Annotated in this window: 26 protein-coding genes; 14 read left to right on the top strand and 12 right to left on the bottom strand. The window is 71.4% G+C overall.

What is annotated here, in order from left to right:
• Positions 1 to 4 precede the first annotated feature (4 nt).
• Complete coding sequence (locus I2W78_RS02375; protein ID WP_196456481.1) at positions 5 to 1,240, bottom strand: glycoside hydrolase family 16 protein; 1,236 nt, start codon at positions 1,238 to 1,240, stop codon at positions 5 to 7.
• Between the two features lie 131 nt (positions 1,241 to 1,371).
• A complete protein-coding gene (locus I2W78_RS02370; protein ID WP_307783581.1) occupies positions 1,372 to 2,028 on the bottom strand; it encodes a VanZ family protein in 657 nt (218 codons plus the stop codon).
• 192 nt (positions 2,029 to 2,220) lie between these two features.
• Between I2W78_RS02370 and I2W78_RS02365 the strand changes: the two genes are divergently transcribed.
• The gene (locus I2W78_RS02365) at positions 2,221 to 2,403 is read left to right on the top strand and encodes a hypothetical protein (protein WP_196456479.1); all 183 of its coding nucleotides are present in this window, start codon (positions 2,221 to 2,223) and stop codon (positions 2,401 to 2,403) included.
• A 147-nt stretch (positions 2,404 to 2,550) separates the two neighbouring features.
• Here I2W78_RS02365 and I2W78_RS02360 read toward each other — a convergent pair whose 3' ends face one another.
• The 3 genes from I2W78_RS02360 to I2W78_RS02350 all read right to left on the bottom strand — a co-directional run bounded on the left by I2W78_RS02360 (position 2,551) and on the right by I2W78_RS02350 (position 4,324).
• On the bottom strand, positions 2,551 to 3,213 hold the full coding sequence (locus I2W78_RS02360; protein ID WP_196456477.1) for a DUF4230 domain-containing protein: 663 nt from the start codon (positions 3,211 to 3,213) through the stop codon (positions 2,551 to 2,553).
• Positions 3,214 to 3,340: 127 nt separating this feature from the next.
• Positions 3,341 to 3,715, bottom strand: coding sequence for an anti-sigma factor antagonist (locus tag I2W78_RS02355; RefSeq protein WP_196456475.1), 375 nt, complete (start codon positions 3,713 to 3,715; stop codon positions 3,341 to 3,343).
• A 171-nt stretch (positions 3,716 to 3,886) separates the two neighbouring features.
• The gene (locus I2W78_RS02350) at positions 3,887 to 4,324 is read right to left on the bottom strand and encodes a MarR family winged helix-turn-helix transcriptional regulator (RefSeq protein WP_196456473.1); all 438 of its coding nucleotides are present in this window, start codon (positions 4,322 to 4,324) and stop codon (positions 3,887 to 3,889) included.
• A 126-nt stretch (positions 4,325 to 4,450) separates the two neighbouring features.
• Between I2W78_RS02350 and I2W78_RS02345 the strand changes: the two genes are divergently transcribed.
• Together I2W78_RS02345 and I2W78_RS02340 are read left to right on the top strand one after the other, a co-directional pair.
• Complete coding sequence (locus tag I2W78_RS02345) at positions 4,451 to 5,905, top strand: aldehyde dehydrogenase family protein (protein ID WP_196456471.1); 1,455 nt, start codon at positions 4,451 to 4,453, stop codon at positions 5,903 to 5,905.
• Positions 5,906 to 5,931: 26 nt separating this feature from the next.
• Entirely contained in the window at positions 5,932 to 7,038 is a 1,107-nt protein-coding gene (locus tag I2W78_RS02340) for an NAD(P)-dependent alcohol dehydrogenase (RefSeq protein WP_196456469.1), read from the top strand.
• A 6-nt stretch (positions 7,039 to 7,044) separates the two neighbouring features.
• Here the strand turns inward: I2W78_RS02340 and I2W78_RS02335 are convergent, their stop codons facing one another.
• Positions 7,045 to 7,995 carry an NADP-dependent oxidoreductase gene (locus I2W78_RS02335; protein WP_196456467.1) on the bottom strand — a complete coding sequence of 317 codons (951 nt, stop codon included), beginning with the start codon at positions 7,993 to 7,995 and terminating at the stop codon, positions 7,045 to 7,047.
• Between the two features lie 71 nt (positions 7,996 to 8,066).
• Here I2W78_RS02335 and I2W78_RS02330 point away from each other — a divergent pair, with 71 nt between their 5' ends.
• The 6 genes from I2W78_RS02330 (at position 8,067) to I2W78_RS02305 (ending at position 13,645) form a co-directional block, all read left to right on the top strand.
• Complete coding sequence (locus I2W78_RS02330; protein WP_196456466.1) at positions 8,067 to 9,014, top strand: GlxA family transcriptional regulator; 948 nt, start codon at positions 8,067 to 8,069, stop codon at positions 9,012 to 9,014.
• 262 nt (positions 9,015 to 9,276) lie between these two features.
• Positions 9,277 to 11,028, top strand: a complete 1,752-nt coding sequence (locus I2W78_RS02325) for a sensor histidine kinase (RefSeq protein WP_196456465.1) — start codon at positions 9,277 to 9,279, stop codon at positions 11,026 to 11,028.
• 5 nt (positions 11,029 to 11,033) lie between these two features.
• Entirely contained in the window at positions 11,034 to 11,444 is a 411-nt protein-coding gene (locus tag I2W78_RS02320) for a roadblock/LC7 domain-containing protein (RefSeq protein ID WP_196456463.1), read from the top strand.
• The gene (locus I2W78_RS02315) at positions 11,441 to 11,812 is read left to right on the top strand and encodes a DUF742 domain-containing protein (protein ID WP_141306667.1); all 372 of its coding nucleotides are present in this window, start codon (positions 11,441 to 11,443) and stop codon (positions 11,810 to 11,812) included. The genes I2W78_RS02320 and I2W78_RS02315 overlap by 4 nt, the downstream gene beginning before the upstream one ends.
• Entirely contained in the window at positions 11,793 to 12,398 is a 606-nt protein-coding gene (locus I2W78_RS02310; protein WP_196456461.1) for a GTP-binding protein, read from the top strand. The genes I2W78_RS02315 and I2W78_RS02310 overlap by 20 nt, the downstream gene beginning before the upstream one ends.
• Positions 12,395 to 13,645 (top strand): cytochrome P450, encoded by a 1,251-nt coding sequence (locus tag I2W78_RS02305; RefSeq protein ID WP_196456459.1) that lies wholly within the window; start codon positions 12,395 to 12,397, stop codon positions 13,643 to 13,645. Before I2W78_RS02310 ends, I2W78_RS02305 begins: the two co-directional genes overlap by 4 nt.
• A gap of 144 nt (positions 13,646 to 13,789) precedes the next feature.
• Here the strand turns inward: I2W78_RS02305 and I2W78_RS02300 are convergent, their stop codons facing one another.
• A complete protein-coding gene (locus I2W78_RS02300; RefSeq protein WP_196456456.1) occupies positions 13,790 to 14,821 on the bottom strand; it encodes a 7-epi-alpha-eudesmol synthase in 1,032 nt (343 codons plus the stop codon).
• 344 nt (positions 14,822 to 15,165) lie between these two features.
• Between I2W78_RS02300 and I2W78_RS02295 the strand changes: the two genes are divergently transcribed.
• A complete protein-coding gene (locus I2W78_RS02295; protein WP_196456454.1) occupies positions 15,166 to 15,558 on the top strand; it encodes a VOC family protein in 393 nt (130 codons plus the stop codon).
• A 12-nt stretch (positions 15,559 to 15,570) separates the two neighbouring features.
• Here the strand turns inward: I2W78_RS02295 and I2W78_RS02290 are convergent, their stop codons facing one another.
• Together I2W78_RS02290 and I2W78_RS02285 are read right to left on the bottom strand one after the other, a co-directional pair.
• Positions 15,571 to 15,876: a DUF4235 domain-containing protein gene (locus tag I2W78_RS02290; protein ID WP_196456452.1), complete on the bottom strand. Its 306-nt coding sequence runs from the start codon at positions 15,874 to 15,876 to the stop codon at positions 15,571 to 15,573.
• Positions 15,877 to 15,908: 32 nt separating this feature from the next.
• Positions 15,909 to 16,940 (bottom strand): glutathione S-transferase family protein, encoded by a 1,032-nt coding sequence (locus I2W78_RS02285; RefSeq protein WP_196456450.1) that lies wholly within the window; start codon positions 16,938 to 16,940, stop codon positions 15,909 to 15,911.
• Positions 16,941 to 17,156: 216 nt separating this feature from the next.
• On the opposite strand from I2W78_RS02285, the gene I2W78_RS02280 reads away from it, so the two are divergent.
• Positions 17,157 to 18,098 carry a cation diffusion facilitator family transporter gene (locus I2W78_RS02280; protein ID WP_307783930.1) on the top strand — a complete coding sequence of 314 codons (942 nt, stop codon included), beginning with the start codon at positions 17,157 to 17,159 and terminating at the stop codon, positions 18,096 to 18,098.
• 53 nt (positions 18,099 to 18,151) lie between these two features.
• Here I2W78_RS02280 and I2W78_RS02275 read toward each other — a convergent pair whose 3' ends face one another.
• The 3 genes from I2W78_RS02275 to I2W78_RS02265 all read right to left on the bottom strand — a co-directional run bounded on the left by I2W78_RS02275 (position 18,152) and on the right by I2W78_RS02265 (position 20,222).
• On the bottom strand, positions 18,152 to 18,598 hold the full coding sequence (locus tag I2W78_RS02275) for a nitroreductase family deazaflavin-dependent oxidoreductase (RefSeq protein WP_196456448.1): 447 nt from the start codon (positions 18,596 to 18,598) through the stop codon (positions 18,152 to 18,154).
• 133 nt (positions 18,599 to 18,731) lie between these two features.
• Positions 18,732 to 19,613 carry a sigma-70 family RNA polymerase sigma factor gene (locus I2W78_RS02270; RefSeq protein WP_196456447.1) on the bottom strand — a complete coding sequence of 294 codons (882 nt, stop codon included), beginning with the start codon at positions 19,611 to 19,613 and terminating at the stop codon, positions 18,732 to 18,734.
• Positions 19,614 to 19,637: 24 nt separating this feature from the next.
• On the bottom strand, positions 19,638 to 20,222 hold the full coding sequence (locus I2W78_RS02265; RefSeq protein ID WP_196456445.1) for a TetR/AcrR family transcriptional regulator: 585 nt from the start codon (positions 20,220 to 20,222) through the stop codon (positions 19,638 to 19,640).
• Positions 20,223 to 20,327: 105 nt separating this feature from the next.
• On the opposite strand from I2W78_RS02265, the gene I2W78_RS02260 reads away from it, so the two are divergent.
• From I2W78_RS02260 to I2W78_RS02250, 3 genes are all read left to right on the top strand, one after another.
• Complete coding sequence (locus I2W78_RS02260) at positions 20,328 to 20,774, top strand: nuclear transport factor 2 family protein (RefSeq protein ID WP_196456443.1); 447 nt, start codon at positions 20,328 to 20,330, stop codon at positions 20,772 to 20,774.
• Positions 20,775 to 20,783: 9 nt separating this feature from the next.
• Complete coding sequence (locus I2W78_RS02255) at positions 20,784 to 21,302, top strand: flavoprotein (RefSeq protein WP_196456441.1); 519 nt, start codon at positions 20,784 to 20,786, stop codon at positions 21,300 to 21,302.
• Between the two features lie 139 nt (positions 21,303 to 21,441).
• A complete protein-coding gene (locus I2W78_RS02250) occupies positions 21,442 to 22,410 on the top strand; it encodes an aldo/keto reductase (RefSeq protein WP_196456440.1) in 969 nt (322 codons plus the stop codon).
• Positions 22,411 to 22,413 lie beyond the last annotated feature (3 nt).

Here is a 22,413-nt window from a genome sequence, read left to right as displayed (position 1 = left end):
CGGCTCAGCCGACGGTCCACTTCTGGTTGGCGGCACCCGTGCAGGTCCAGATCTGCAGCCGGGTGCCGTTGGCCGAGTTGTTGCCGGCGACGTCCAGGCACTTGTCGGCCTGCGGGTTGACGATGTCGCGTGCCCCGGTGACCACCCATCTCTGGGCGGCGGAGCCGTTGCAGTCCCACAGTTGGACGGCCGTGCCGTCCGCCGTGCCGCCGCTCGCGACGTCCAGGCACTTGCCGAGCGCCCGTATCGTGCCGTCGGTGCCCACCGTCCACGTCTGGGCGCCGGTGCCGTTGCAGTCGTAGAGCTGCACGGGGGTGCCGTTGGCGGAGCTCGCCCCGGCGACGTCCACGCACTTGCCGGCCAGCCCCCTGATCGCCTGGCCGGCCGGGGAGTCGCTCGTGGTCACCGACACGTGGTCCACCACCAGCTGCTGCGGGAAGACGGTGGAGCCGTCCGGGTCGCCCGGCCAGTAACCGCCGACCGCGAGGTTGAGGATCAGGAAGAACGGCTTGTTGAACACCCACTGCCGCCCACCCAGGTCGGCGGGTGTACGGCGCTGGTACACGTTGCCGTCCACGGACCAGGTGATCGAGTCGGGCGCCCAGTCGACGGCGAAGGTGTGGAAGCCGTCCGCGAAGGCCTGCCCGTTCGGCAGGGAGTAGCCCGCCCCGATGCCGCCCGAGCCGGAGTAGCCCGGACCGTGGATGGTGCCGTGCACCGTGGAGGGCTCGAAGCCGACGTTCTCCATGATGTCGATCTCGCCCGAGTTCGGCCAGCCGACCTGTCCGAGGTCGTTGCCGAGCATCCAGAACGCCGGCCACATGCCCTGCCCGCGCGGGATCTTCATCCGGGCCTCGACGTGCCCGTACTGCGCGGTGAACTTCCCGGCGGTGTTCAGCCGGGCCGAGGTGTACTCGCAACGGCCGTACCAGCACTGGTAGTTCGCCGGGTTCTCCCGCTTGGCGGTGATCACCAGGTGGCCCTGGCCGTCGAGCGCGGCGTTGTTGGTGCCGGATGTGTAGTACTGCCGCTCGTGGTTGTTGACGTTGTCGCCGGTCTCGAGCTGCCACCTCGACGAGTTGACCGCCGCACCGGCGGGACCGTCGAAGGTGTCGGAGAACGTCACCGCCTGGACACCGACCGGCTCCGCCTGGGCGGGCGCGGCCACGGCGGCGGAGGCGAGCAGCACGGCGGACAGCGCGCCGAGCAGGCATCTGCGGAGCAGTCGTGGGGAAGCCACGGACATCCCTTCCGTACGGCGTCCCGCGCACGGGTACGCCGACTGAGGTGGGGGGTGAAGGATTCCCCTTGATTTAAGAGATGAGGTAAGGCCGCGTCAAGTCCTTGGTGTAGACCAGGAGTTGGGCATGCTCAGCGCCGCGCGTGCACCACCCGCCCCAGTCGGCGGCCCACCAGCAGATACCCGGCCAGCGCACCCGCCGTGTTGAGGATGACGTCGTCGATGTCGAAGGCGCGGCCCGTGACCATCGCCCCCTGCGCCAGCTCCACCATCAGCATCACGATCGCGGTGAGCAGCAGCACCCGCAGGATTCCGCGCGCCCCGGGCGCGAGCACCGGCACCAGCACTCCGAAGGGCACCCCGAGCAGCAGATTGCCGCCGATCTGCTTCACGGCGTCGCGCAGTTCCGGCTGGTCCAGATAGGCCCGCAGGGAGCTGCCCGGACGCAGGTTGCTGTGTGTCAGCGCCTCCGACGCGGGGGAGGGCTGCAGGGTCAGCCGGGCCAGCACCACGGCGAACGCCACCATGAAGGCGAAGGCGCACGCCATCGCCACCGCCCGGCCGATCAGGGGAAGCAGCGATCGCCGCTTCCTCGGCTCCGGCTTGGCCGAGGGCTTCCCCTTGGTCGAAGGCTTCCCCTTGGTCGAAGGCTTCGACTTGGCCGAAGGCTTTGTCCTGGCCGAGGGCTTCGCCTTGGCCGAGGGCTTCGCCTTGCCCGGAGGCTTGGCGGCCCCCCTGCCGAGTCGCGGGTGCGACAGAACGCGGGACAGCAACGCTGCACGGGCCACTGGTCCTCCAGGCTTCAACGTCCGCTGGGCAACAAGGCGATTACCCCCGGACCCCGCAGAGATGCCCGCACCGGTTTCCCTCCGTCCTGCCGGGGCACTCCGGCGAGGACCCGCGCGCCGCCCCGTCCATCCCCTGGGCTGGTGCTTTGATGACGCTCAGTGACCTGAAGAGCCCGCGGAGGTGGCCGCCCGATGACCCGGCGTACGACCCTCCTCGCCGTGGCCGAGGTGCTGGCCTGGTGGATGGTGCTCGGCGGGCTGTGGCTGGCCCTGGTCAACTCGGTCGACACCCTGGAACTTGCCGTCGGCGCGGGCGCCGCGGCCGTGGCGGCGCTGGCGGCACGGGCCGCGCGACGGGCGGTGACCGGACGGTGAACGGCTGGCTGCTCGCGGCGGCCGTCACGCTGGGCGCTGCCGCTGCGGCGCCTGCAGTCCGGGCACGTCGGGGACTACGTGGCGTGGCTGCTGGTGGGCGCCACCCTGCTCGGCGCCCTCGCCCCGCCCGGCGTCCTCGGCACGTGATCAGGTTCCGTAGGTGACGTCGACCTCCTTGAAGCCGAGGGACCCCAGCAGCCCTTCGAGCATGTCGGTGGTGTTGCTCTCGGCGCGCGCGGTGAGCTCGCTCTCCTTCGCCGCGTCCCGGATGTGGCGTACCGCGAGCTGCTGCACGGCCTGTTCGCCGCCTGGGTTGTCCGAGAACAGGTCGCCGAGCCGGTCCAGCAGACCGCGCTGCTTGGAGACGGCGTAGGAGCGGTCGGGGTCGAGGGCGGGCTCGCCGAGTGCCGCGTGCGGCAGCCGCAGCGTGGCGGACGTACGGTCCTCGTCGACCGTCACGTCGTCCTCGCCGACCTTGCCGAGGTCGACGTAGGCGTCTACGGTGCCCGCCCCGATGTACAGGGTGCGGGTGCCGCGAATGGCGTCGGGCAGGTACTTGGTGTCCTTCTCCAGGTCCACGACGACCTGGAAGTTGCCGGAGGCGGCGTCGTAACGGCTGATGTCCTGGATCGACTTGAGCAGGGCCGGCCCCGACCGGTCGTGGGTCTCGGTGCCGAACAGGTCCTTCAGGCCCGGCAGCACGCTCAGCCGCATCCCGGCGAACAGCACCACGAGCACCAGCACGACGGCGCTCAGCGCCTTGGCCCAGCCGGGCATGCGCCTGGGGAGGCGCTTGATGGAAGTCGTCATGGGTGACGGTCCTCCTTCCTACTCTCCCCAATGCCCCCCAAATCCCGCGCCAGACCGCTTGGTTGACCGATGTACGACCGATGGGGGTGCGGGAGGGAGACGGGGGAGCGCGCCGGTGGCCGGAGCGTCAGGACGTGGGCGTCCCGGACTGCCGCAGGGCCGCGTCCAGCGTGGGCAGTGGCGGCAGCAGCCGGTGCAGCCCGGTGACCCGCAGGACGCGCAGGGTCATGGGGTGGGCGCACACCAGATGCAGCCGCCCGTCGCGGGCGAGCACCCGGCTGCGCGCCCGGTACAGCAGCCGCAGCCCCGAGCAGTCGAAGAACTCGACCCGGCTGAGGTCGATCACGACCCGGGCGCCGGGGAGCGCGGTCTCGTCGTCCAGATGCGGGAGGATCTCCGCCGCCGCGGCGATGTCGATCTCCCCGCGGAACTCCAGCACCGTGTGCCCCTGTTCCCGGTGGACGCGCAAGTGCCGGGTGAGCGGGGCGGCGTTCCGCTCCACGTCGACCTCACCTCCCAGCGACGCCCGGTGAGCCCACAACTGCGGGCCCTGCCCGGCAAGTTACCCTCGTTGGAAAGCATTTCAGCATGTTCGGTTGACATATGTCTTCGAAATGCGACCGAGTTTCTTCGTGGCGTGAGCGAAGTGTTACGACTGGCCTGGCAGGCCTTGCTACGACAGGGCCTGCCAGGCCTTGCTGAGGGCCCGTCGGAACTGCTCGGCCTGATGTGCCGTCAACTCCCGTACCATCCGCTCCTCCAGCTCCCGCACCGGCCCCGCCAGCCGCGTGAGCAGCTCGCGCGCCTCGCCGGTGAGCAGGATCAGCAGCTCCCGCCGGTTGTGCGGATTGCGCTCCCGGCGCACCAGGCCGCGGCCCTCCAGGGAGCGGACCAGGTCGGCGATCGACTGCGCGGTGACGAAGGAGTCGCGGGCCAGCTGCGCCGCCGACAGACCGTCGTGCCGCTCCAGGACGGTGAGCGCGGTGTACTGCAGCGCCGTGATCCCGAACGGTTTGACCAGCTCGTCGAGGTGCGAGCGGACCACCAGCTCCACCTGCTTGACCATGTAGAGCAGGGACGGGGGCGTCTTCGTTGTCTGAGTGCCGACCATGGATCGAGCCTAGAGCATTGACAGGAAACCTGTCTGTAATCAGACTGCGAACAAGCAGGAATCCTGTTTATTGAACTCTGGAGATCCTGCGGTTTCCGGATCTTGGCGATGAAGCTGGGAGTGGCGATGACCACCTTCGAGATCGAACCCGGTCGGCTGTTCATCGGGGGCCGGTGGCACGACGCCGCCGACGGAGCGCGCGGCGAGGTGGTCGACCCGTCCCGGGGCGCGGTCCTCACCACCGTCGCCGAGGCGGGCCCGACCGACGTCGACGACGCCGTGCGCGCCGCCCGCGAGACCTTCGACACCGGCCAGTGGTCCGGGCTGAGCGGCCGTGAACGGGGCCGCGTCCTGCACCGCGTCGCCGAGCTGATCCGCGAGAACGCCGACGAACTCGCCGAGCTGGAGAGCCTCGACGTCGGCAAGCCGATCACGCTGTGCCGCGCCGTCGACGTCACCAACGCCGCCAACGACTACGAGCACTACGCCGCCCTGGCCCACTCCCTCGACGGCGCGACCCGCGACACCCCGCTCAACGCCCTGGCGTACACCCGCCGCGAGCCGCTCGGCGTGGTCGCGGCGATCACGCCGTTCAACTTCCCGCTGATCCTGGCCGGCACCAAGCTCGCCCCCGCGCTCGCCGCCGGGAACACGGTCGTCCACAAACCCGCCGAGGAGACCCCGCTCAGCGCCCTGTACATGGCCCGGTTGCTCCAGCAGGCCGGCGTCCCGGACGGCGTGGTCAACGTCGTCACCGGCACCGGGCAGGTGACCGGCGAGGCCCTGCTGCGCCACCCCGGCGTGGACAAGGTCGCCTTCACCGGCTCCACCGCCGTCGGCCGGCATGTCGCGGGCGTCGCCGGCGCGGCACTCAGGCCCGTCACCATGGAACTCGGCGGCAACGCCGCCCACATCGTCTTCGAGGACGCCGACCTGGAGAAGGCGGTCGGCGCGGTCATCAAGGCGTTCGTCTTCAACACCGGCCAGTTCTGCATGGCCGGCCCCCGGCTCCTGGTCGCCCGCCCGGTGTACGCCACCCTGCTGGGCATCCTCGCCGAGGCGGTCCCCGGCGTGCCCGTCGGCGACCCCCGCAAGCCGGAGACGGTCGTCGGGCCGATGGCGGGGGAGCGGCATCTGCGCAAGGTCGAGGAGTACGTCGACCTGGCCCGCCAGGAGGGCGGCCGCGTCGTCTGCGGCGGCGAGCGCCTCGACCTCGACGGCGGCTACTACTACCGGCCCACCGTGATAGCCGACCTGCCGAACGACTCCCGTGCCGTCCAGGAGGAGATCTTCGGCCCGGTCCTCACCGTCCAGCCCTTCGACTCCGAGGACGAGGCCGTCGCCCTCGCCAACTCCACGCCGTACGGCCTGGCCTCGGGCGTGCAGACCGGCAGCCTGGCTCGCGCCCACCGCGTCGCCGAGCGCCTCCAGGCCGGCATCGTCTGGGTCAACGACTGGGCGATGCTCGACCCCGCGGTCCCGTTCGGCGGCGTCAAGGACTCCGGCTTCGGCCGCGAGTACGGCCCCGAGGCGCTCGCCTCCTACACCAAGGTCAAGTCCGTCGTCGTCTCGCTCGACTGAGCGCGTCCCGCCAAGGAGTCCCTGCGATGCCCACCACCACCCGCGCCGCCGTCGTCGAGTCCGGCGGGGCCCCCTTCACCCTCTGCGAGGTCGTCCTCGACGAACCCGGCCCCCGCGAGGCCCTCGTCCGTATGGTCGCGACCGGCCTGTGCCACACCGACCTCGGGGTGGCGAGCGGTGCCCTGCCCTTCCCGCTGCCCGGTGTGCTCGGCCACGAGGGTGCCGGAGTCGTCGAGGCCGTCGGGTCCGCGGTCACCGCGGTCGCGCCGGGGGACCACGTCGTGCTGTCCTTCACCTCCTGCGGCGAGTGCCGCAACTGCCGTGACGGGCATCCCGCGTACTGCGCGACCTGGCTGCCGATGAACCTCGTCGGGGGCAGGCGCGCCGACGGCACCAGCACCATCAGCCGTGACGGCGAACCGCTCGGCGGCCACTTCTTCGGCCAGTCCTCGTTCGCCGAGTTCGCCCTCGCGGACGAGCGCAGCCTCGTCAAGGTCGACCCGGACGTGCCGCTCGCGTCGATCGCCCCGCTCGGCTGCGGCGTACAGACCGGGGTCGGCGCCGTCTGGAACGTCCTGCGGCCGGTCACCGGCGGCAGCGTCGTCGTCCTCGGCGCGGGAGCCGTCGGCCTGTCCGCGGTGATGGCGGCCGCGCTGACCCCGGCCACCACCGTCATCGCCGTCGACAAGGTCGGTGAACGCCTCGCCCTGGCAAAGGAGTTGGGCGCCACCCACACCGTCGACGCGGGCGCGTCCGACGTCGGGGCGGCGATCGCCGACATCACCGGCGGCCAGGGCGCCGACGGTGTCGTGGAGACCACCGGCAGCGTCGCCGTGCTCCGCCAGGGTGTCGACGCGCTCGCCGCGCGGGGCACGCTGGTCGTCGTCGGCGCGCCGCCCTTCGGCACCGAGGTCTCCCTGGACGTCAACGGGCTGCTCGCCGGGAAGCGGATCGTCGGCCTGACCCTGGGCGACAGCGAGACCCGGACGGTCATCCCCGCGCTGGTCCGGTTGGTCAAGGACGGCCGGCTCCCGCTGCACCGCCTGATCGGCACCTACCCCTTCACGGAGATCGACCAGGCGGTGCGGGACATGAGCGCGGGCAGGACCATCAAGCCCGTGCTCACCTTCTGAACCGGATCAGTCGGCCAGCAGCACCAGCTTCCCCGTGGTCCGGCCGGTGTCGCCGAGCTCGTGCGCCTTGGCGGCCTCGGCCAGCGGGAAGGTCCCCGCGATCGTCGCCCGCAGCCGGCCGTCCTCGATCAGCTCGGCGATGGCCCTCATGCCGTGGTGGTCGGCGTCGACGAGCATCCGGATCGCCCGGACACCGAGCCGGTCCGCCTCCGCGTAGAAGTCGTCCGAGCCCACCGGCAGGATCGACACCACGACCCCACCCGGGCGCAGTACGCGCAGCGAGCGGACGGACGTGTCCCCGCCGATGGTGTCGAGCACGACGTCGACGTCGTGCACGGCCTCCGCGAAGTCGGTCGCCCGGTAGTCGACCGGCTCGTCCACGCCGATCTCGCGCAGGAAGTCGTGCTTGCCCGCGCTCGCCGTGCCGATCACGTAGGCGCCCCGGGTCTTGGCGATCTGCACGGCCACGTGCCCGACGCCGCCCGCCGCGGCGTGGATCAGCACCCGCTGCCCCGGCCGCAGGTCGGCGTGCTCGACGAGCGACTGCCACGCGGTCAGCGACACCAGCGGCAGCGCGCCGGCCTGCGTGTGGTCGATCCCGGCGGGCTTGGGGGCGAGGGCGCGGACCGGGGCGATGACGTACTCGGCGTGCGAGCCGTGACCGAAGGGGTAGGGCAGCAGGCCGAAGACCTCGTCGCCGGGCCGGAAGTGGGCGACACCGATACCGGTCTCCTCGACGACGCCGGAGACGTCCCAGCCGAGGGTGAAGGGCGGCTCGCCGAGGAACCCGCCGGTGGCGCGGTGCTTCCAGTCGGTCGGGTTGAGGCCGGCGGCCCGCACCCGGACCAGCACCTCGTTCGGCCGGGGGGTCGGCCGCGGCACCTCTACTTCCCTGAGTACCTCGGGACCGCCGAGGACGTCCTGGCTGATGGCTCGCATGGTGTTCACATCGCTCATGGTGACCCAGCCTGCCCGCGCCCGCCCGTTCGGAAAATGGCACGATTGCCAAGCTTCGATAGGATCGTGCCATGCAACGTGTGCAGCGGGTCGTGGTGCTGGCCCTCGACGGCGTGTACCCCTTCGAACTGGGCATCCCCAGCCGGATCTTCGGCGCGGCCGACGGCTGGTACGAGGTGCTGACGTGCAGCGTCGACGGCGGACCGGTGCGCACCAACGCCGACTTCTCGGTCACCGTCGAGCACGGCCCCGAGGCCCTGGCCACCGCCGACACGGTGGTGATCGCGCCCGTCGCGCCGGCGTCCGTCACCGCCGACGTCCCGGACGAGGCCCTGGAAGCGCTCGCCCGGATCCGGCCCGGCACCCGCATCGTGTCCATCTGCACCGGCGCCTTCGTCCTGGCCGCCGCCGGACTGCTGGACGGCCGCAAAGCGACCACGCACTGGCAGGTCGCCGACCACTTCCGGCGGATGTTCCCGCACATCGACCTCGACCCGGACGTCCTCTTCGTCGACGACGACCCCGTCCTGACCTCTGCCGGAGCAGCCTCGGGCGTCGACGTCTGCCTGCACCTCGTACGCAAGGACCACGGCAGCCGGCTCGCCAACACCGTCGCGCGGCGCTGTGTCGTGCCCCCGTTCCGGGACGGCGGCCAGGCCCAGTACATCGAGCAGCCCGTGCCGGAGACCGGCGCCGCGAGCACGGCCGCCACGCGCGCCTGGGCCCTCGAACGCCTCGGCGAACCGCTGACCCTGTCCGACCTCGCCGCACACGCCCGGATGAGCCTGCGCACCTTCGCCCGCCGCTTCCACGACGAGGTGGGCGTCAGCCCCGGCCGCTGGCTCATCCAGCAGCGCGTCGCCCGCGCCCGGCACCTCCTGGAGTCCAGCGACCTCCCCGTCGACCGCATCGCCGGCCAGGTCGGCTTCGCCACGGGCGCGTCCCTGCGCCAGCACCTGCACGCCGCGATCGGCGTCTCACCGCAGGCGTACCGCCGTACGTTCCACAGCACGCGGTGATCCGACGTCCCGCGCGACCAGCAGGCGCGCAACTGCGAGTGACCTGCCGACTTGTCGATTAACGGGTTCCTGGCGGAGAGTGACGGAACCCTCACCTCCACTGAGCCCGTGAGGTTGATCCTTTCGGGTTGGAACCCGATAAGCTCCCATCCGGCGCTGCGAGTTGACACGTCCGCGACGGGTCGACGTCGCAGTGCGTACTCATGAGTGCGATCGCCATGCCCACCCCCCGTTGTTCGATCGTGTTGCTCGAAGGATGCAGATGGAACTCGCCACCCCGCCCCCGGCGGCGCGGGCCCCTGTCGCCTGGTACAGCTGGTGGCTGATGCCGCTGGCCTTAGGAGGCGGGACGGTTGCCGCCACGTTCATGAGCTCGGAGCGAATAACCGCGGCCGTCGCCGGTGTCGCGGCGACGGCGGCCGGATCCGTGTGCGTACGGCTCCTGATCCGTACCCGGACGCAACTGCGCCGCGCGGAGGACACCTTCCGCACCTCGCAGGCCGAGCACTCCCAGCAGTGGCAGCAGCACGTGGCGGGCCTGGAGCGCAAGCACGCCGCCGAACGCGCCGCCCACGAAGCCCAACTCGCCGACCGGTCACGGGCGTACGAGGCCCAGCTGGCCGAGCAGGCCGAGGGCTACGAGGCCCGCCTCGCCGAGCAGGCCGACGGCTACCGGGCGCAGCTCGCCGAGCAGGCCCAGAGCCTGGAGGCACAGCTCGCCGAGCAGACCGCCATCTGGCAGGAGCGCCTCACCCACCAGCATGCCGCGGTCACCCGGCTCGCGAACGAGCAGCTGCCCGAGGCGCTGCGGCGGCTGCGCGCCGGTGACGCGATCGACGACCTGCTGCCCTCGACCAACCAGTGCGCCAAGGTCGCGCCCGAACTCCAGGCCGACCTTCGCAAGGTCCTGCGCACCGCGCTGATCGGCGTCGAGGAGGAGTTCAATCGCTCCACCTCCGCCGAGCAGGCGGTCGTCGGCATCGGCAACCGGATCCACGTGCTCACCAGCAAGCTCCGTGGCCGGCTGCACGAGATGCAGGGCGAGCACGGCCGGCTCCCGTCCGTGGCACGCGGCCTGATGGAGCTCGACCAGGCGATCGGCCCCGCCGACTGTCTGGCCGCCAGCATCGGCGTGCTCGGCGGCTCGGACCGCCCGGGACGGCAGTGGCAGGAGCCGCAGCGGCTGCTCAGCGTCGTCCGCGGCGGCATCGGCCGGATCAAGGAGTTCCACCGCGTCGAGCTCCGCCATCTGCCCGAACTGGGCGTCGACGGCGGCCTGGTGGACCACCTCACGCTGATCTTCGCGCACCTGCTGGACAACGCCACCCGCTACTCGCCGCCCACCGAGCCGGTGGTCGTCTCCGGCAAGGAGGTCCCCAACGGCGTCGGCATCGAGATCCAGGACTCCGGCAAGGGCCTGAGCGAGGAGAAGAAGCGCGAGGCCGACCACGCCCTCGCCGGCACCGCCGGCGGCCCCGGCCTGGGCGGCGTCTCGGAGGACGCCAACATCGGCCTGCGCGTCGTCGGTATCCTCGCCCGCCGCTACGGCATCCGCGTCACCTTCGCGGACTCGCCCTGGCTCGGCACCTCGGTGGTCGTCGTGGTCCCGCACAAGTACTTCAGCCCGCTGCCCGCGGCCACCCCGGCCACCGCGTCGGCCTCCGCCCCGACCGCGTCGGCCTCCGCCCCGACCGCGTCGGCGGCCCCCGCCACCGCACCGCGACCGGCGACCGACGAGCCCGCCCCCGACGCCGCCCCGGCGCAGGACACCACGCCCGGTGGACTGCCCCGGCGCCGCAGCAGGCGGAGCGAGTCGGCCGAGCCCGCCCCGGCCGCCGGCGCCGCGCGGACCGAGGAGGCGGCCGTCTCCGCCGTACCGCCGGACACGTCCTTCACCGGCCTGGCCGCGTTCGCCACCGCCGGACGTGAGGACAGCGAGGGATCCGGGCCGGCCGGCCGCGAGTCGACCGCCGCACGCGAGTCCGCAGAGCACCGCACTGAAGAGAGCGACTAGTCCACATGACGCAACAGGGAACCGACGTGAGCTGGGCGCTCCGCGATCTGGTGGAGAGCATCCAGGAGATCCGTTTCGCCCTCGTGGCCTCCAGTGACGGCAAGGCCATCACCTCCTACGGCGCCGAAGACCCCGACGACGTGGACCGTTTCGCCGCCGTGGTGGCCGGACTGCAGGCGCTGGCCCAGCCGGTCGCCGCGCAGTTCCCCAAGTTCGCGGGACAGTTGCGGCTGGCCATGATCGAGGTCGACGGCGGTCACCTCTTCGTGGTCCGCGCGGGCGTGGAGACATACCTCGGTGTCCTCGCGCGCGAAGGCCTCGACCAGGGCCTGCTGGGTCATCAGATGCGGGACCTGGCTCGCAGGATGGGCGAACTCCTGGGCACCACTCCGCGCCTGGAGGAGCACTCTGGATGAGTGTTCCCCGCCGGCCGACGGACCCGTCCGGTCTCGAGCGCTACTACGTCCTCACCAAAGGGCGCAGCGGACCGGGCGGTTCGGCGTCGAGCCTCGACGTGGCGACCCTCATCGTCTCCCGAGCCGCCCCCGCCCCGGGCATGCAGCACGAGCACGCGGAGATCATCCGGCGCTGCCGCGAACCGCTGTCGGTGGCCGAACTCGGCGCCCATCTCCACCTGCCCTTCAACATTCTCGCGGTGCTGCTGGCGGACCTGCTCGAAGCAGGCCGCGTCGAAGCCCGTGACCCCATACCGGCGCACGACGCCGGTCGCGGGCCCGACCTCGCGCTCCTTGAGGAGGTACTCAGTGGACTTGAAAGGCTTTGACCAACCCGGCAGCGCGGCGGCCGGGAAGACCCGCTCGGTGAAGGTGATGATCGCCGGCGGGTTCGGCACCGGGAAGACCACGATGGTCCGCTCGGTCAGCGACATCAAGCCGCTCACCACCGAGGAGACCCTCACCCAGGCCAGCGCCGACGTCGACCATCTGATCGGCGTCGCCGACAAGACGGAGACCACCGTCAGCCTGGACTTCGGCAAGATCAGCATCAATGACAGCCTGATGCTGTACCTGTTCGGCACGCCGGGGCAGGAGCGGTTCTGGTTCCTGTGGAACGGCCTGTTCAAGGGCGCGCTCGGCGCGGTCGTGCTGGTGGACACCCGCCGCCTGGCCTCCAGCTTCCGCGCGATCGAGGAGATGGAGCGGCAGAACGTCCCCTTCGTGGTGGCGCTCAACGTCTTCCCCGACTCCCAGGAGTATCCGATCGAGGAGATCCGGGACGCCCTCGACATCTCCCCGCAGATCCCGGTCGTGGCCTGCGACGCCCGCGACCGGACCTCCAGCCGTGACGTGCTCGTCGCCCTGATACGTCACTTGAAGGAACGCTCCGCCGTCGCACTGGAGTCCCGATGAACGACCAGACCTTAAACGGTCCCGACACCCCGCACGGCTGCCCCGTCGCCCACGGCTCCGGCGACCTCACCCGCCTGTACGGGCCGGAGGCGGCGACCGAGCCGGCCGCCATCTACGAGCGGCTGCGCAAGGAACACGGCACGGTCGCCCCGGTGCTGCTGGAGGGCGACGTCCCGGCCTGGCTGGTGCTCGGTTACCGCGACAACCGGCGGGTTCTCGACAACCCGCTCCAGTTCACCCGGGACGCCCGGACCTGGCGGGACTGGCGGGAGGGCCGGGTCGGGGATACTTCGCCGCTGATCCCGATGATCGGCTGGCGCCCCGACTGCGTCTCGCAGGACGGCGAACCGCACCGCAGGCTGCGCGGCGCCGTCAACGACGGGCTGCAGGCCGCGGCCGCGCGCGGCATCCGGCGGCACGCCACGCACTTCGCCAACAAGCAGATCGACGCGTTCGCGGACGTGGGGCGCGCCGACCTGGTGACGGACTACGCCGAGTACCTGCCGATGCTCGTCCTCACCCGGGTGCTGGGGCTCGCCGAGAGCGAGGGGCGCCGGCTGGTCGAATCGTCTGCCCAGGTGCTCAAGGGTGGCGAGGACGCCATCGTGCACGACGGGCACATCCGGCAGATCCTCGGCGAACTCGCCGAGCGCAAGCGGGACGAACCGGGAGCCGACTTCACCACCGCCCTGCTGGAGCACCCCGCCGGGCTGGACATGGACGAGGTCGTCAGCCATCTGCGTCTGGTGCTGATCGCCGGGCACACCACGACCAGCAATCTGCTCGCCCGGGTGCTGCAACTGCTGCTCACCGACGTCTCACGGCTCTCCGGCCTGGTCAGCGGGCAGTTGACGGTCTCCTCGGTGGTGGAGGAGGTCATGTGGGACACCCCGCCGCTGGCCGTCCTGCCGGGCCGGTTCGCCACCGCCGACCTGGAGTTGGGCGGCTGCCCGGTCAAGGAGGGCGACCTGCTCGTCCTCGGCCTCGCGGCCGGCAACCTCGACCCGGAGGTCCGGCCCGACCAGGGCGTGTCGGTCCAGGGCAACCAGTCGCACCTGGCGTTCAGTTCGGGCCCGCACGAGTGCCCCGGGCAGAACATCGGCCAGGCCATCATCGAGATCGCCGTCGACGTCCTGCTGCACCGGCTGCCGGGCCTGCGCCTCGCGGTCCCACCGGAGGAACTGTCCTCCACGGCGTCCAGCTGGGAGTCCCGACTGGACAGCCTGCCGGTCGAGTTCGCCGTCTAGGCGTATTGACCAGCAGCGTTTGTGTATTGACCCGCAGCGTGGTTGACGCGGGAGGTCCGCCGTGGGGCCCCGGTCCCGGCCTGTCGCCGGTCCGGCCCCACGGCGGACCACCCTTCGAGGGGCAAACCGGGCAGTCGCCCCGTTCTACACCGCCAGCAAATCGTCCACCGAGCCCCGCCCGGCCCGTTCGGCCGTGGCGACGGGACCGTCCTTCGCCGCCGCGTAGCGGCCGGTGGTCAGGGCCCACTCGTAGTTGCCGTTGATCCAGTGCTGGATGGCCTCCACGCCCATCCGCACTCGGGTCCGCTCGTCCTCGTCGAGGCCCAGCTCGTCGCACATCCGCGGCACCCCGGCCTCCAGCTCCAGGTACTCGGCGAGGCAGTCGGTCGTCATGCGGTACGCCGCGTCCGCCGCCTCCCGCCACGAACCGCCCCGCTCCTTGTGCAGCACGGCTATCAGGTTGTGGCCGTCGCCCCGGCGCCGCTCGCGCTCGAAGGAGTGGATGTCGTTCATGAACCCGATGGTGTCCGCGGCCAGATCCCGCATCCGCTCCATCAGCGGATGCGCCATCGCCTGCGCCGGCACCTCGAAACGGCGGCTTCGCTCACCGGCGTCGATGCTGTGATGGATGCCGACCGTACGGCGCCGGAAGACGGCGTACGCGTCCGGCCCCAACGATCCGGCCAGCCCCTGCGCCGCCAGATCGACCTCCTCGACATGCGCCGCGAGGAAGCGGCCCCAGGAGGCGGCGAACCGCGTCTGCCAGGTCAGGGACATGCCATCCGAGAGCTGTTCCCAGACCTCGGTCCAGGCCACCGTGATCGGGCACACCACCCGGGGCCGGCTGCCCGCCGGACGCAGGGGCGTCACGATGAGCTCGCGCGCCACCTCCGCGACCCGGTCGGCACGGTCAGGCCGGCCGGCGTCGAACTGGTCGTCGAAGAGAAAGGCCAGTGAGAACCAGTTCATCAGGACGACCATGTCGTCCGCCGACGCGTACGGGTAGGTGCGCGCCGCGGCCTGGGGCAGGTCCCAGGAGCAGTACTCCTCGAAGCCGGCCTGGCTGCGCACCAGTCCCTTCTCCCACACCCAGCGCAGATGGCGCTCGCGGGCGTACTCCAGATGGTCGCTGACAGGGGTCTCGAAGGGGAGGTCGAATCGGACGTCCTGAGGCATGCGCTTCCTTTCGGGAGACGGAACGCAGAGTCCCCCCGCCCTGCGAGCGGACGGCCCGCACGACCGTCCGTTCATTCGAACTGAGCTTCGCTGGCCGAAAGTTGAACCGAGAAGCGCTACGAGGCTGCCCAGGGCGTAAATGATCTATACCGTGACACGGCCGTGATCTGGGTTACTGCTCAAGGCACTTGAGCTGCGTACACTCCCACCCCCCACAGGGCACCCGGCAGTTGACGGGCCGCTCAGACGGTTCCGAGGCGTCTGAATCCGGCGGGCCGGGATATCCGCAAGGACAGGGCGGCGGGGCAGCAGCGTCCCGTGCCCCTGGACCCTTCGGAGGAGACATGTCAGTGGTGACCGCGGGCGTCGTGGTGCTCGACTGTGCCGAGCCCGAGAAGCTCGCCGTGTTCTACAAGGAGCTGATGGAGGCCGAGGAGACCGACGCGACCGCCAACCGCGTGGAGATCAGGAGCGCCGACGGCACCCGCCTGGCGTTCCGGCGCGATGTCAACGCCACGCCGCCGAGCTGGCCGCGCCCCGAGAACTCCCTCCAGGCGCATCTGGAGTTCCTGGTCACGGACCTGGACGCGGCCGAGCGCCGGATCGTCTCGCTGGGCGGGCGTCCCGTGGACACCAAGGACTCCGCCGGGCCGTTCGAGGAACGCGGCTATGCCGACCCGGCGGGCCACTCCTTCACCCTGCGCCGCGCCCTGCCCACGGCACCGAAGCAGGGCTGAGCGGGGCCGGGCTCAGTCCCGGCCGCCCTTCTGCGCCGCCGGCCACACACCGGTCGAGCGCTCGATGGCCTTCGCGCCGCCGCGGTCCACGGCGCTGCGCACGGCCGCGAAGATGGCGCCCTGGATCGCGGCGGCCAGCACGATCTCGCCCCAGCCGCGGTCCGGGTCCAGCGCGTCCGGCGCGTCCTCCTCGTGCCGGATCGCCATCCACGTCTTGCGGAAGGCGAGCCCGGCCAGCCAACCGCCGGCCCACCCCAGCACCCATCCGACGGGCTGGTAGGCGACGGGGAGCTTCTGCTTCTTCTTTTTCTTGGCCACCTGGGTCTCCTTGGTTCGCTGTGAACGGTTTCTCAGGGCCGGCCCGCCGCCGGGACCTCCTCGCCCGGGCGCACCGGCCCCGGAGGCGTGCCGTCCCCGAACGGGCGCCCGCCGAGTTCCTCCCGGTGATGCGGCGTCAACCAGCCCGCGAGGTCCGGGCCGAGCGGCACGATCCCGGTCGGGTTGATTCCGGTGTGCACCTGGTAGTAGTGCCGCTTGATGTGGTCGAAGTCGACGGTGTCACCGAAGCCGGGCGTCTGGAACAGGTCGCGGGCGTACGCCCACAGCACCTCGTTCTCCGTCAGCTTCCAGCGGTTGCACTTGAAGTGGCCGTGATAGACCGCGTCGAAGCGGACCAGCGTGGTGAACAGCCGGATGTCCGCCTCCGTGATCGTGTCACCGACCAGATAGCGCTGCCGGGCCAGCCGCGGAGTCAGCAGCTCCAGCCGCCGGAAGACGTCCGCGCAGGCGGCCTCGTACTCCTCCTGCCCGGTGGCGAAACCCGCCCGGTACACACCGTTGTTGACGTCCTCGTAGACGTCCGCCATCACCGCCTCGACCTCGTCCCGCAGCCCCTCCGGGTACAGGTCGGGTGCGCCCCGACGGTGCAGGGCGGTCCACTCGGTCGCGAAGTCGAGGGTGATCCGCTGGTAGTCGTTGGTGACCAGCTTCCCGGTGGGTACGTCGACGATCGCCGGCACGCTGACACCACCCGGGTAGCCGGTCTCCCGCCTGTCGTACGCCTCGCTGAGGAAGCGGATGCCCAGGACGGGGTCGCGGCCGTCCGGGTCGAGGGTGAAGCGCCAGCTGCGGTCGTCCTGGATCGGGTCGGCGATGGCCATCGACATCGCCGCCTCCAGCCCCAGCAGCCGCCGCGAGATCACCGCGCGGCTCGCCCACGGACAGGCACGGCTGACCACCAGACGGTAACGCGCCGCCGCGACCGGCCAGCCGTCCCGGCCGTCCGCCGTGATCCGGTCCGCGAAGTGACTCTTGGACCGCTGGAACGACTTCCGGCCGTAGGCGCTGTTGCCGTCACCGTTCCCGTCGCCCTGGCCGCTCATGACCTCTCTCCTCCCTGGCGTGGGCAATGCTGCCGACCGGGTTCCCGAGTTCCCCCGTTTCCGCGCCCGGCACGGTGTGATCCGCCCCGACGGGGGCAACCGGCGGTGGTGAGCGGCACACCCACGGACACATCGACACCCAACACCGACCCCGGGACGGACCGCGAGACCGTCCCCGAGACCACCCCCCAGACCGACGCGAAGACCGGCCACAGCATCGATCGCAGGACCCGCGTGACCGTGCTCGTCGCGCTCGCGGCCAACCTGGTGATCGCGGTCGCCAAGGTGATCGGCGGTGTGCTCGCCGGTTCGCCCGCCCTGCTGTCGGAGGCGGCGCACTCCGTGGCCGACAGTCTGAACGAGGTCTTCCTGCTGGCCGCGCTGCGCCGCAGCCGCCGCCCCGCCGACCGGCGGCATCCCTTCGGCTACGGCAAGGAACGCTTCTTCTGGTCGCTGCTCGCGGCCGTCGGGATCTTCGTCATGGGCGGCTGCTTCTCCTTCTTCCAGGGCTTCGAGGCGCTCACCAAGGGCACCGAGGAGACCTTCGCCGGCTATGCGGCCGGGCTGATCGTCCTGGGCGTCGCCCTGCTCGCCGAGGGAGCCTCCCTGCTCCGCGCCCTGCACCAACTGCGCCGGCAGGGCGTCGCCGACGGCCTGCGCGACCCGGCCCTGCGCACCGTCGTCGCCGAGGACGGCACCGCGGTGCTCGGCCTGACCCTCGCCATCACCGGCATGGCGCTGCACATGGCCACCGGCGAGGTGGTGTGGGAGGCGTCCGCGTCGCTGGCCATCGGCGCGCTGCTGGTGTACGTGGCCTACCGGCTCGGCAAGGACGCCCGCGCCCAGCTGATCGGCGAGGCCGCGGACCCGGAGGCGAGCGGCAGGATCCGCGCACTGCTGCGGGCGCAGCCCGAGATCGACAGCGTGGAGGCGCTGTTCACCATGAAGACCGGCATCGACTCCGCGCTGGTGGCCGCCCGCGTCGACCTGGTTCCCGGGCTGGACAGCGAGCGGGTCGAGGAGGTCGCCGTACGCATCAAGCGGTCGATCGCGCGTACCGTGCCCGAGGCCGACCAGATCTTCCTCGACGTGACCGACCGGCTCGCCCAGGAGGCAGACGAAAGCCCCGCCGCGACGGGGGAACGCGGCGGGGCCTGACGTGCGGGTGCCCGGCATCTGAGCCTTCATGCATCACGGCACCGGAAAAGAACTCAGCCGTCGACCGTTTCGAGCACGAACACCGGGATCACACGGTCGGTCTTCTTCTGGTAGTCGGCGTACGGCGGATACGCGGCCACGGCCCGCTCCCACCACTGCTCCTTCTCCGCGCCGCTGACCTCCCGGGCCGTCATGTCCCGCTTCTCCGGGCCGTCCTGGAGTTCCACGTGCGGATCGGCCTTGACGTTGTGGTACCAGACCGGGTGCTTGGGCGCGCCGCCCAGCGACGCCACGATGGCGTAACGCCCCTCGTGCTCCACCCGCATCAGCGGCGTCTTGCGGATCTTGCCGCTCCGCACGCCACGGGTCGTCAGCAGCACCACGGGCAACCCGGTGTCCAGCAGGGTCGTTCCCTTGGTGCCGCCGGAGCTCTCGTACAACTCCACCTGCTCGCGCACCCACTGCGTCGGGCTGGGCTCGTACTCGCCCTCAAGAGGCATGGCAACCGTCCCATCGTCGTGTACCGAAGCCGGCAATCACCGTGCCCAACACTGACAAACGCGGGATTCATCCGCCGGGCCGACACTCCCGGGTGCCGCGATTGCCTCCCGGGTCAGGCGGTGGCCCGGGCCTTCAGCGCTCCGAGCCGAGCCCGTCCAGCACCGCCAGCTCCAGCCGCCGCAGCCGCGCCGGGTCGGCGACAACCTCGTACGAGCCGATCCGGTCACCCTCGACGGTGACCGTGAGGGCGAACAGCAGCCGTCCGCGCGGGGCGACGACGACGCCGACGTGGCCGTCGACGAGCGCGGTGACCGCGTGCCGGGAGCGCTCGCGCAACCGCACGGTCCCCTCGGCCACCGCACGGGCACCCCGCAGCACCGGAGCCACCCCGGGCGGCAGGACGGCCGGGTCGGCACGGCGGACCACGTCCGGGGCCAGTACGTCGAGCAGCGCGCCGATGTCACCACCCCGCGCGGCGGCCAGGAACGCCTCGACGACCCGCCGGTGCCGGTCCACCTCGGCGGCGGGCAGCGCCGGTGTGCCCCGCACCTTGTGCCGGGCCCGGCTGGCCAGCTTCTTGGCCGCCGGCAGCGACCGGTCGACGATCCGGGCGATGTCCTCGAAGGGCACGGCGAACAGGTCGTGCAGCACGAACGCGACCCGCTCGGCCGGCCCCAGCGTGTCCAGCACGACCAGCAGTGCGAGTCCCACCGAGTCGATCAGCACCGCCTCGTCCTCGGGCACGTTGCCGTCGCCGTCGAGTTCCTGGCCGTACGGCTCCTCGCGCCGGGCCGCGCGGGCCCGCAGCATGTCGAGGCAGATCCGGGACACCACCGTCGTCAGCCAGGCCGCCAGGTTGCCGACTCCGTCGCCGCCGGCGCGGCTCAGCCGCAGCCATGCCTCCTGGACGGCGTCGTCCGCCTCGTCGGGCGAGCCCAGCATCCGGAACGCGACCGCCCGCAACCGCCCGCGCTCCGCCTCGAAGCGCGCCGCCAGCTCCTCCTGGACGCCCATGGGTCACCTCCTCGGCCTGCTCCGTCACTCCCTCGACGAACCGTCCCCGGCCGAGGTGACATCCGACGCCAGCAGCAGCCGCGCCCCCTCGCGCGCCTGCGCGGCAGGCTCCGTGCTCCCCGTGATCCCGGCCGTCACCATGGCGCCCTCCGCCAGCAGGCACAGCGGCCCGGTGAGCGTGGCGGGCAGCCCGGCGTCGGCGACCAGAGTGCCGACGTAGTCCCCAAAGGCCCGCTTGTGCGCCCGCACCTGCTCGGCCACCCGGTCGGAGACGGCGCCCAGTTCGCCGTACGCGTTGATCCAGGCGCAGCCGCGGAAGTCCGCCTCGCCGAACCACTCCGCCAGCCAGTCGAAGACGGCCAGGATCCGCTCCCGGGGCTCCCCCCGGGCCGCCACATAGGTGGCGAGCCGCCCCCGCCAGCGCACGTCACGCCGCTCCAGGTACGCCTCGACCAGCTGTTCCTTCGCCGGGAACAGCTGGTACAGCCGCTTCAGCGAGACCCCCGAGGCGCCGCGTACGTCGTCCATGCCGACGGACTGCACGCCGCGCCCGTAGAACAGCCGCTCCGCGGCGTCCAGAGCCCGCTCCCGGGCGACGGCGTTGTCCATGAACCGACCTCTTCCTTGACTTCCTTGACGGGAGAACGTGCGTTCTCCTACGGTAGCAGCCGTGTCGGAGAACGGTCGTTCTCCATCTTCCTCCGAGGAGCACCCATGACCACTCGCCCGCCCCTGCCGCCCTTCACCCGCGAGACCGCCGCGCAGAAGGTGCGGGCCGCCGAGGACGCCTGGAACACCCGCGACCCGCACAAGGTCGCCCTCGCCTACTCCGAGGAATCGGTCTGGCGCAACCGCGACACCTTCGTCACCGGCCGCGCCGAGATCGTCGAGTTCCTCACCGCGAAGTGGCGGCGCGAGCAGGAGTACGCGCTGCGCAAGGACCTGTGGGCGTTCGACGGCAACCGCATCGCGGTCCGCTTCCAGTACGAGTGCCGGGACGCCGACGGCCAGTGGTGGCGGTCGTACGGCAACGAGCTGTGGGAGTTCGACGAGAACGGGCTGATGACCCGTCGCGAGGCGAGCATCAACGACGTGCGCATCGAGGAGCGCGAGCGCCGGATCCTCGGCCCGCGAACGGAAGCGCCACTGCCCGTTCAGTAGGGTTTCCGCGTGACCGAACAGGACGGGAAGCCTTTCCTCTACGTCGTCGTCTGTGCTGCCGGGATCGCCGCGGACGTCAGCAAACTGATCACCGCCGCGCAGGAGCGGGACTGGGAGGTGGGCGTCATCGCGACTCCCGTCGCGATGGGCGGCTTCTTCGACACCGCCGCCGTGGAGGCGCAGACCGGCCGCCCGGTCCGCTCCGCCTGGCGCACGCCGGGCGAGGCACGCCCGTTCCCGCCGCCGGACGCCGTGGTGGTGGCGCCGGCCACCTTCAACACCATCAACAAGTGGGCGACCGGCCTGGCCGACACCCTCGCCGTCGCCACCCTGTGCGAGGCGTACGGCCTGGGCGTCCCGATCGCGGTCCTGCCCTGCGTCGCGGACGCGCTGGCCGCCCATCCCGCCTACAACGACAGCCTGATACGGCTGCGGGGCATGGGAATCCGCTTCGGCGAGCCGTACTCCGGCGAGGAAGACCGCGACGCCTTCCGTTGGGAACGGGCCCTGGACCTGCTGGACGGCTAGGGCCTGTTGCGGCCGCCCTCCGGGCGACGAGGCCACTTTCGCAACAGGCCCTGGCGCCTGTCCGGCTCCGGCGGCTGGAGTGCGCACGAAGACGTACGCTCGCCTCGGAATCCCACTTCCGACGGCAGGAGCAGCAACGATGCAGTACGTGAAGCTCGGTTCGACGGGCCTGGACGTGTCGCGGATCTGTCTGGGCTGCATGACCTACGGCCTTCCCGACCGGGGCGCGCACGAGTGGACCCTCGACGAGGAGGCGTCACGCCCGCTGATCCGGCAGGCGCTGGAGGCCGGGATCACCTTCTTCGACACCGCGAACGTCTACTCCGACGGCACCAGCGAGGAGATCGTCGGCAGGGCGCTCAGGGACTTCGCCCGCCGGGACGAGATCGTGCTCGCGACGAAGGTGCACGGCCGGATGCGGCCCGGTCCCAACGGCGGCGGGCTCTCCCGCAAGGCGATCATGACCGAGATCGACCACAGCCTCAGCCGCCTCGGCACCGACTACGTCGACCTCTACCAGATCCACCGCTGGGACCCGGACACGCCGATCGAGGAGACGATGGAGGCGCTGCACGACCTGGTCAAGGCGGGCAAGGTGCGCTACATCGGGGCGAGTTCGATGTACGCGTGGCAGTTCTCCAAGGCGCAGTACACGGCCCAACTGCACGGCTGGACCCGGTTCGTGTCCATGCAGAACCACTACAACCTCCTCTACCGCGAGGAGGAGCGGGAGATGCTGCCGCTCTGCGCGGACCAGGGCGTCGGCGTCCTGCCGTGGAGCCCGCTCGCCCGCGGCCGTCTCACCCGGGACTGGGGCACCACCACCGAGCGCAGCGCCAACGACAACTTCGGCAGCGGCCTCTACCAGGAGGGCGACCGCACCATCGTCGAGGCCGTCACCCGGATCGCGAACGACCGGGGCGTGCCGCGCGCCCAGGTCGCCCTGGCCTGGCTGCTGCACCAGGACACGGTGACGGCCCCGATCATCGGTGCCGCCAAGCCGCACCACATCGACGACGCGGTGGCCGCCGTCGAACTGCGGCTCACCGACAAGGAGATCGAGGAGCTGGAGCAGCCCTACACCCCGCACCCCATCTCCGGTCACTGAGAC

This window comes from Streptomyces spinoverrucosus (assembly GCF_015712165.1).
In the GTDB taxonomy this organism is placed as follows: domain Bacteria; phylum Actinomycetota; class Actinomycetes; order Streptomycetales; family Streptomycetaceae; genus Streptomyces; species Streptomyces spinoverrucosus_A.
This window is presented reverse-complemented; position numbering and strand designations above follow the sequence as displayed.

What these genes read in the sequence shown, in the direction of transcription:
- I2W78_RS02365 (WP_196456479.1), top strand. Translation starts at nt 2,221, where the DNA reads ATGACCCGGCGTACGACCCTCCTCGCCGTGGCCGAGGTGCTGGCCTGG.
- I2W78_RS02360 (WP_196456477.1), bottom strand. Translation starts at nt 3,213, where the DNA reads ATGACGACTTCCATCAAGCGCCTCCCCAGGCGCATGCCCGGCTGGGCC.
- I2W78_RS02350 (WP_196456473.1), bottom strand. Translation starts at nt 4,324, where the DNA reads ATGGTCGGCACTCAGACAACGAAGACGCCCCCGTCCCTGCTCTACATG.
- I2W78_RS02345 (WP_196456471.1), top strand. Translation starts at nt 4,451, where the DNA reads ATGACCACCTTCGAGATCGAACCCGGTCGGCTGTTCATCGGGGGCCGG.
- I2W78_RS02340 (WP_196456469.1), top strand. Translation starts at nt 5,932, where the DNA reads ATGCCCACCACCACCCGCGCCGCCGTCGTCGAGTCCGGCGGGGCCCCC.
- I2W78_RS02335 (WP_196456467.1), bottom strand. Translation starts at nt 7,995, where the DNA reads ATGAGCGATGTGAACACCATGCGAGCCATCAGCCAGGACGTCCTCGGC.
- I2W78_RS02330 (WP_196456466.1), top strand. Translation starts at nt 8,067, where the DNA reads ATGCAACGTGTGCAGCGGGTCGTGGTGCTGGCCCTCGACGGCGTGTAC.
- I2W78_RS02325 (WP_196456465.1), top strand. Translation starts at nt 9,277, where the DNA reads ATGGAACTCGCCACCCCGCCCCCGGCGGCGCGGGCCCCTGTCGCCTGG.
- I2W78_RS02320 (WP_196456463.1), top strand. Translation starts at nt 11,034, where the DNA reads ATGACGCAACAGGGAACCGACGTGAGCTGGGCGCTCCGCGATCTGGTG.
- I2W78_RS02315 (WP_141306667.1), top strand. Translation starts at nt 11,441, where the DNA reads ATGAGTGTTCCCCGCCGGCCGACGGACCCGTCCGGTCTCGAGCGCTAC.
- I2W78_RS02305 (WP_196456459.1), top strand. Translation starts at nt 12,395, where the DNA reads ATGAACGACCAGACCTTAAACGGTCCCGACACCCCGCACGGCTGCCCC.
- I2W78_RS02300 (WP_196456456.1), bottom strand. Translation starts at nt 14,821, where the DNA reads ATGCCTCAGGACGTCCGATTCGACCTCCCCTTCGAGACCCCTGTCAGC.
- I2W78_RS02295 (WP_196456454.1), top strand. Translation starts at nt 15,166, where the DNA reads ATGTCAGTGGTGACCGCGGGCGTCGTGGTGCTCGACTGTGCCGAGCCC.
- I2W78_RS02285 (WP_196456450.1), bottom strand. Translation starts at nt 16,940, where the DNA reads ATGAGCGGCCAGGGCGACGGGAACGGTGACGGCAACAGCGCCTACGGC.
- I2W78_RS02275 (WP_196456448.1), bottom strand. Translation starts at nt 18,598, where the DNA reads ATGCCTCTTGAGGGCGAGTACGAGCCCAGCCCGACGCAGTGGGTGCGC.
- I2W78_RS02270 (WP_196456447.1), bottom strand. Translation starts at nt 19,613, where the DNA reads ATGGGCGTCCAGGAGGAGCTGGCGGCGCGCTTCGAGGCGGAGCGCGGG.
- I2W78_RS02265 (WP_196456445.1), bottom strand. Translation starts at nt 20,222, where the DNA reads ATGGACAACGCCGTCGCCCGGGAGCGGGCTCTGGACGCCGCGGAGCGG.
- I2W78_RS02260 (WP_196456443.1), top strand. Translation starts at nt 20,328, where the DNA reads ATGACCACTCGCCCGCCCCTGCCGCCCTTCACCCGCGAGACCGCCGCG.
- I2W78_RS02250 (WP_196456440.1), top strand. Translation starts at nt 21,442, where the DNA reads ATGCAGTACGTGAAGCTCGGTTCGACGGGCCTGGACGTGTCGCGGATC.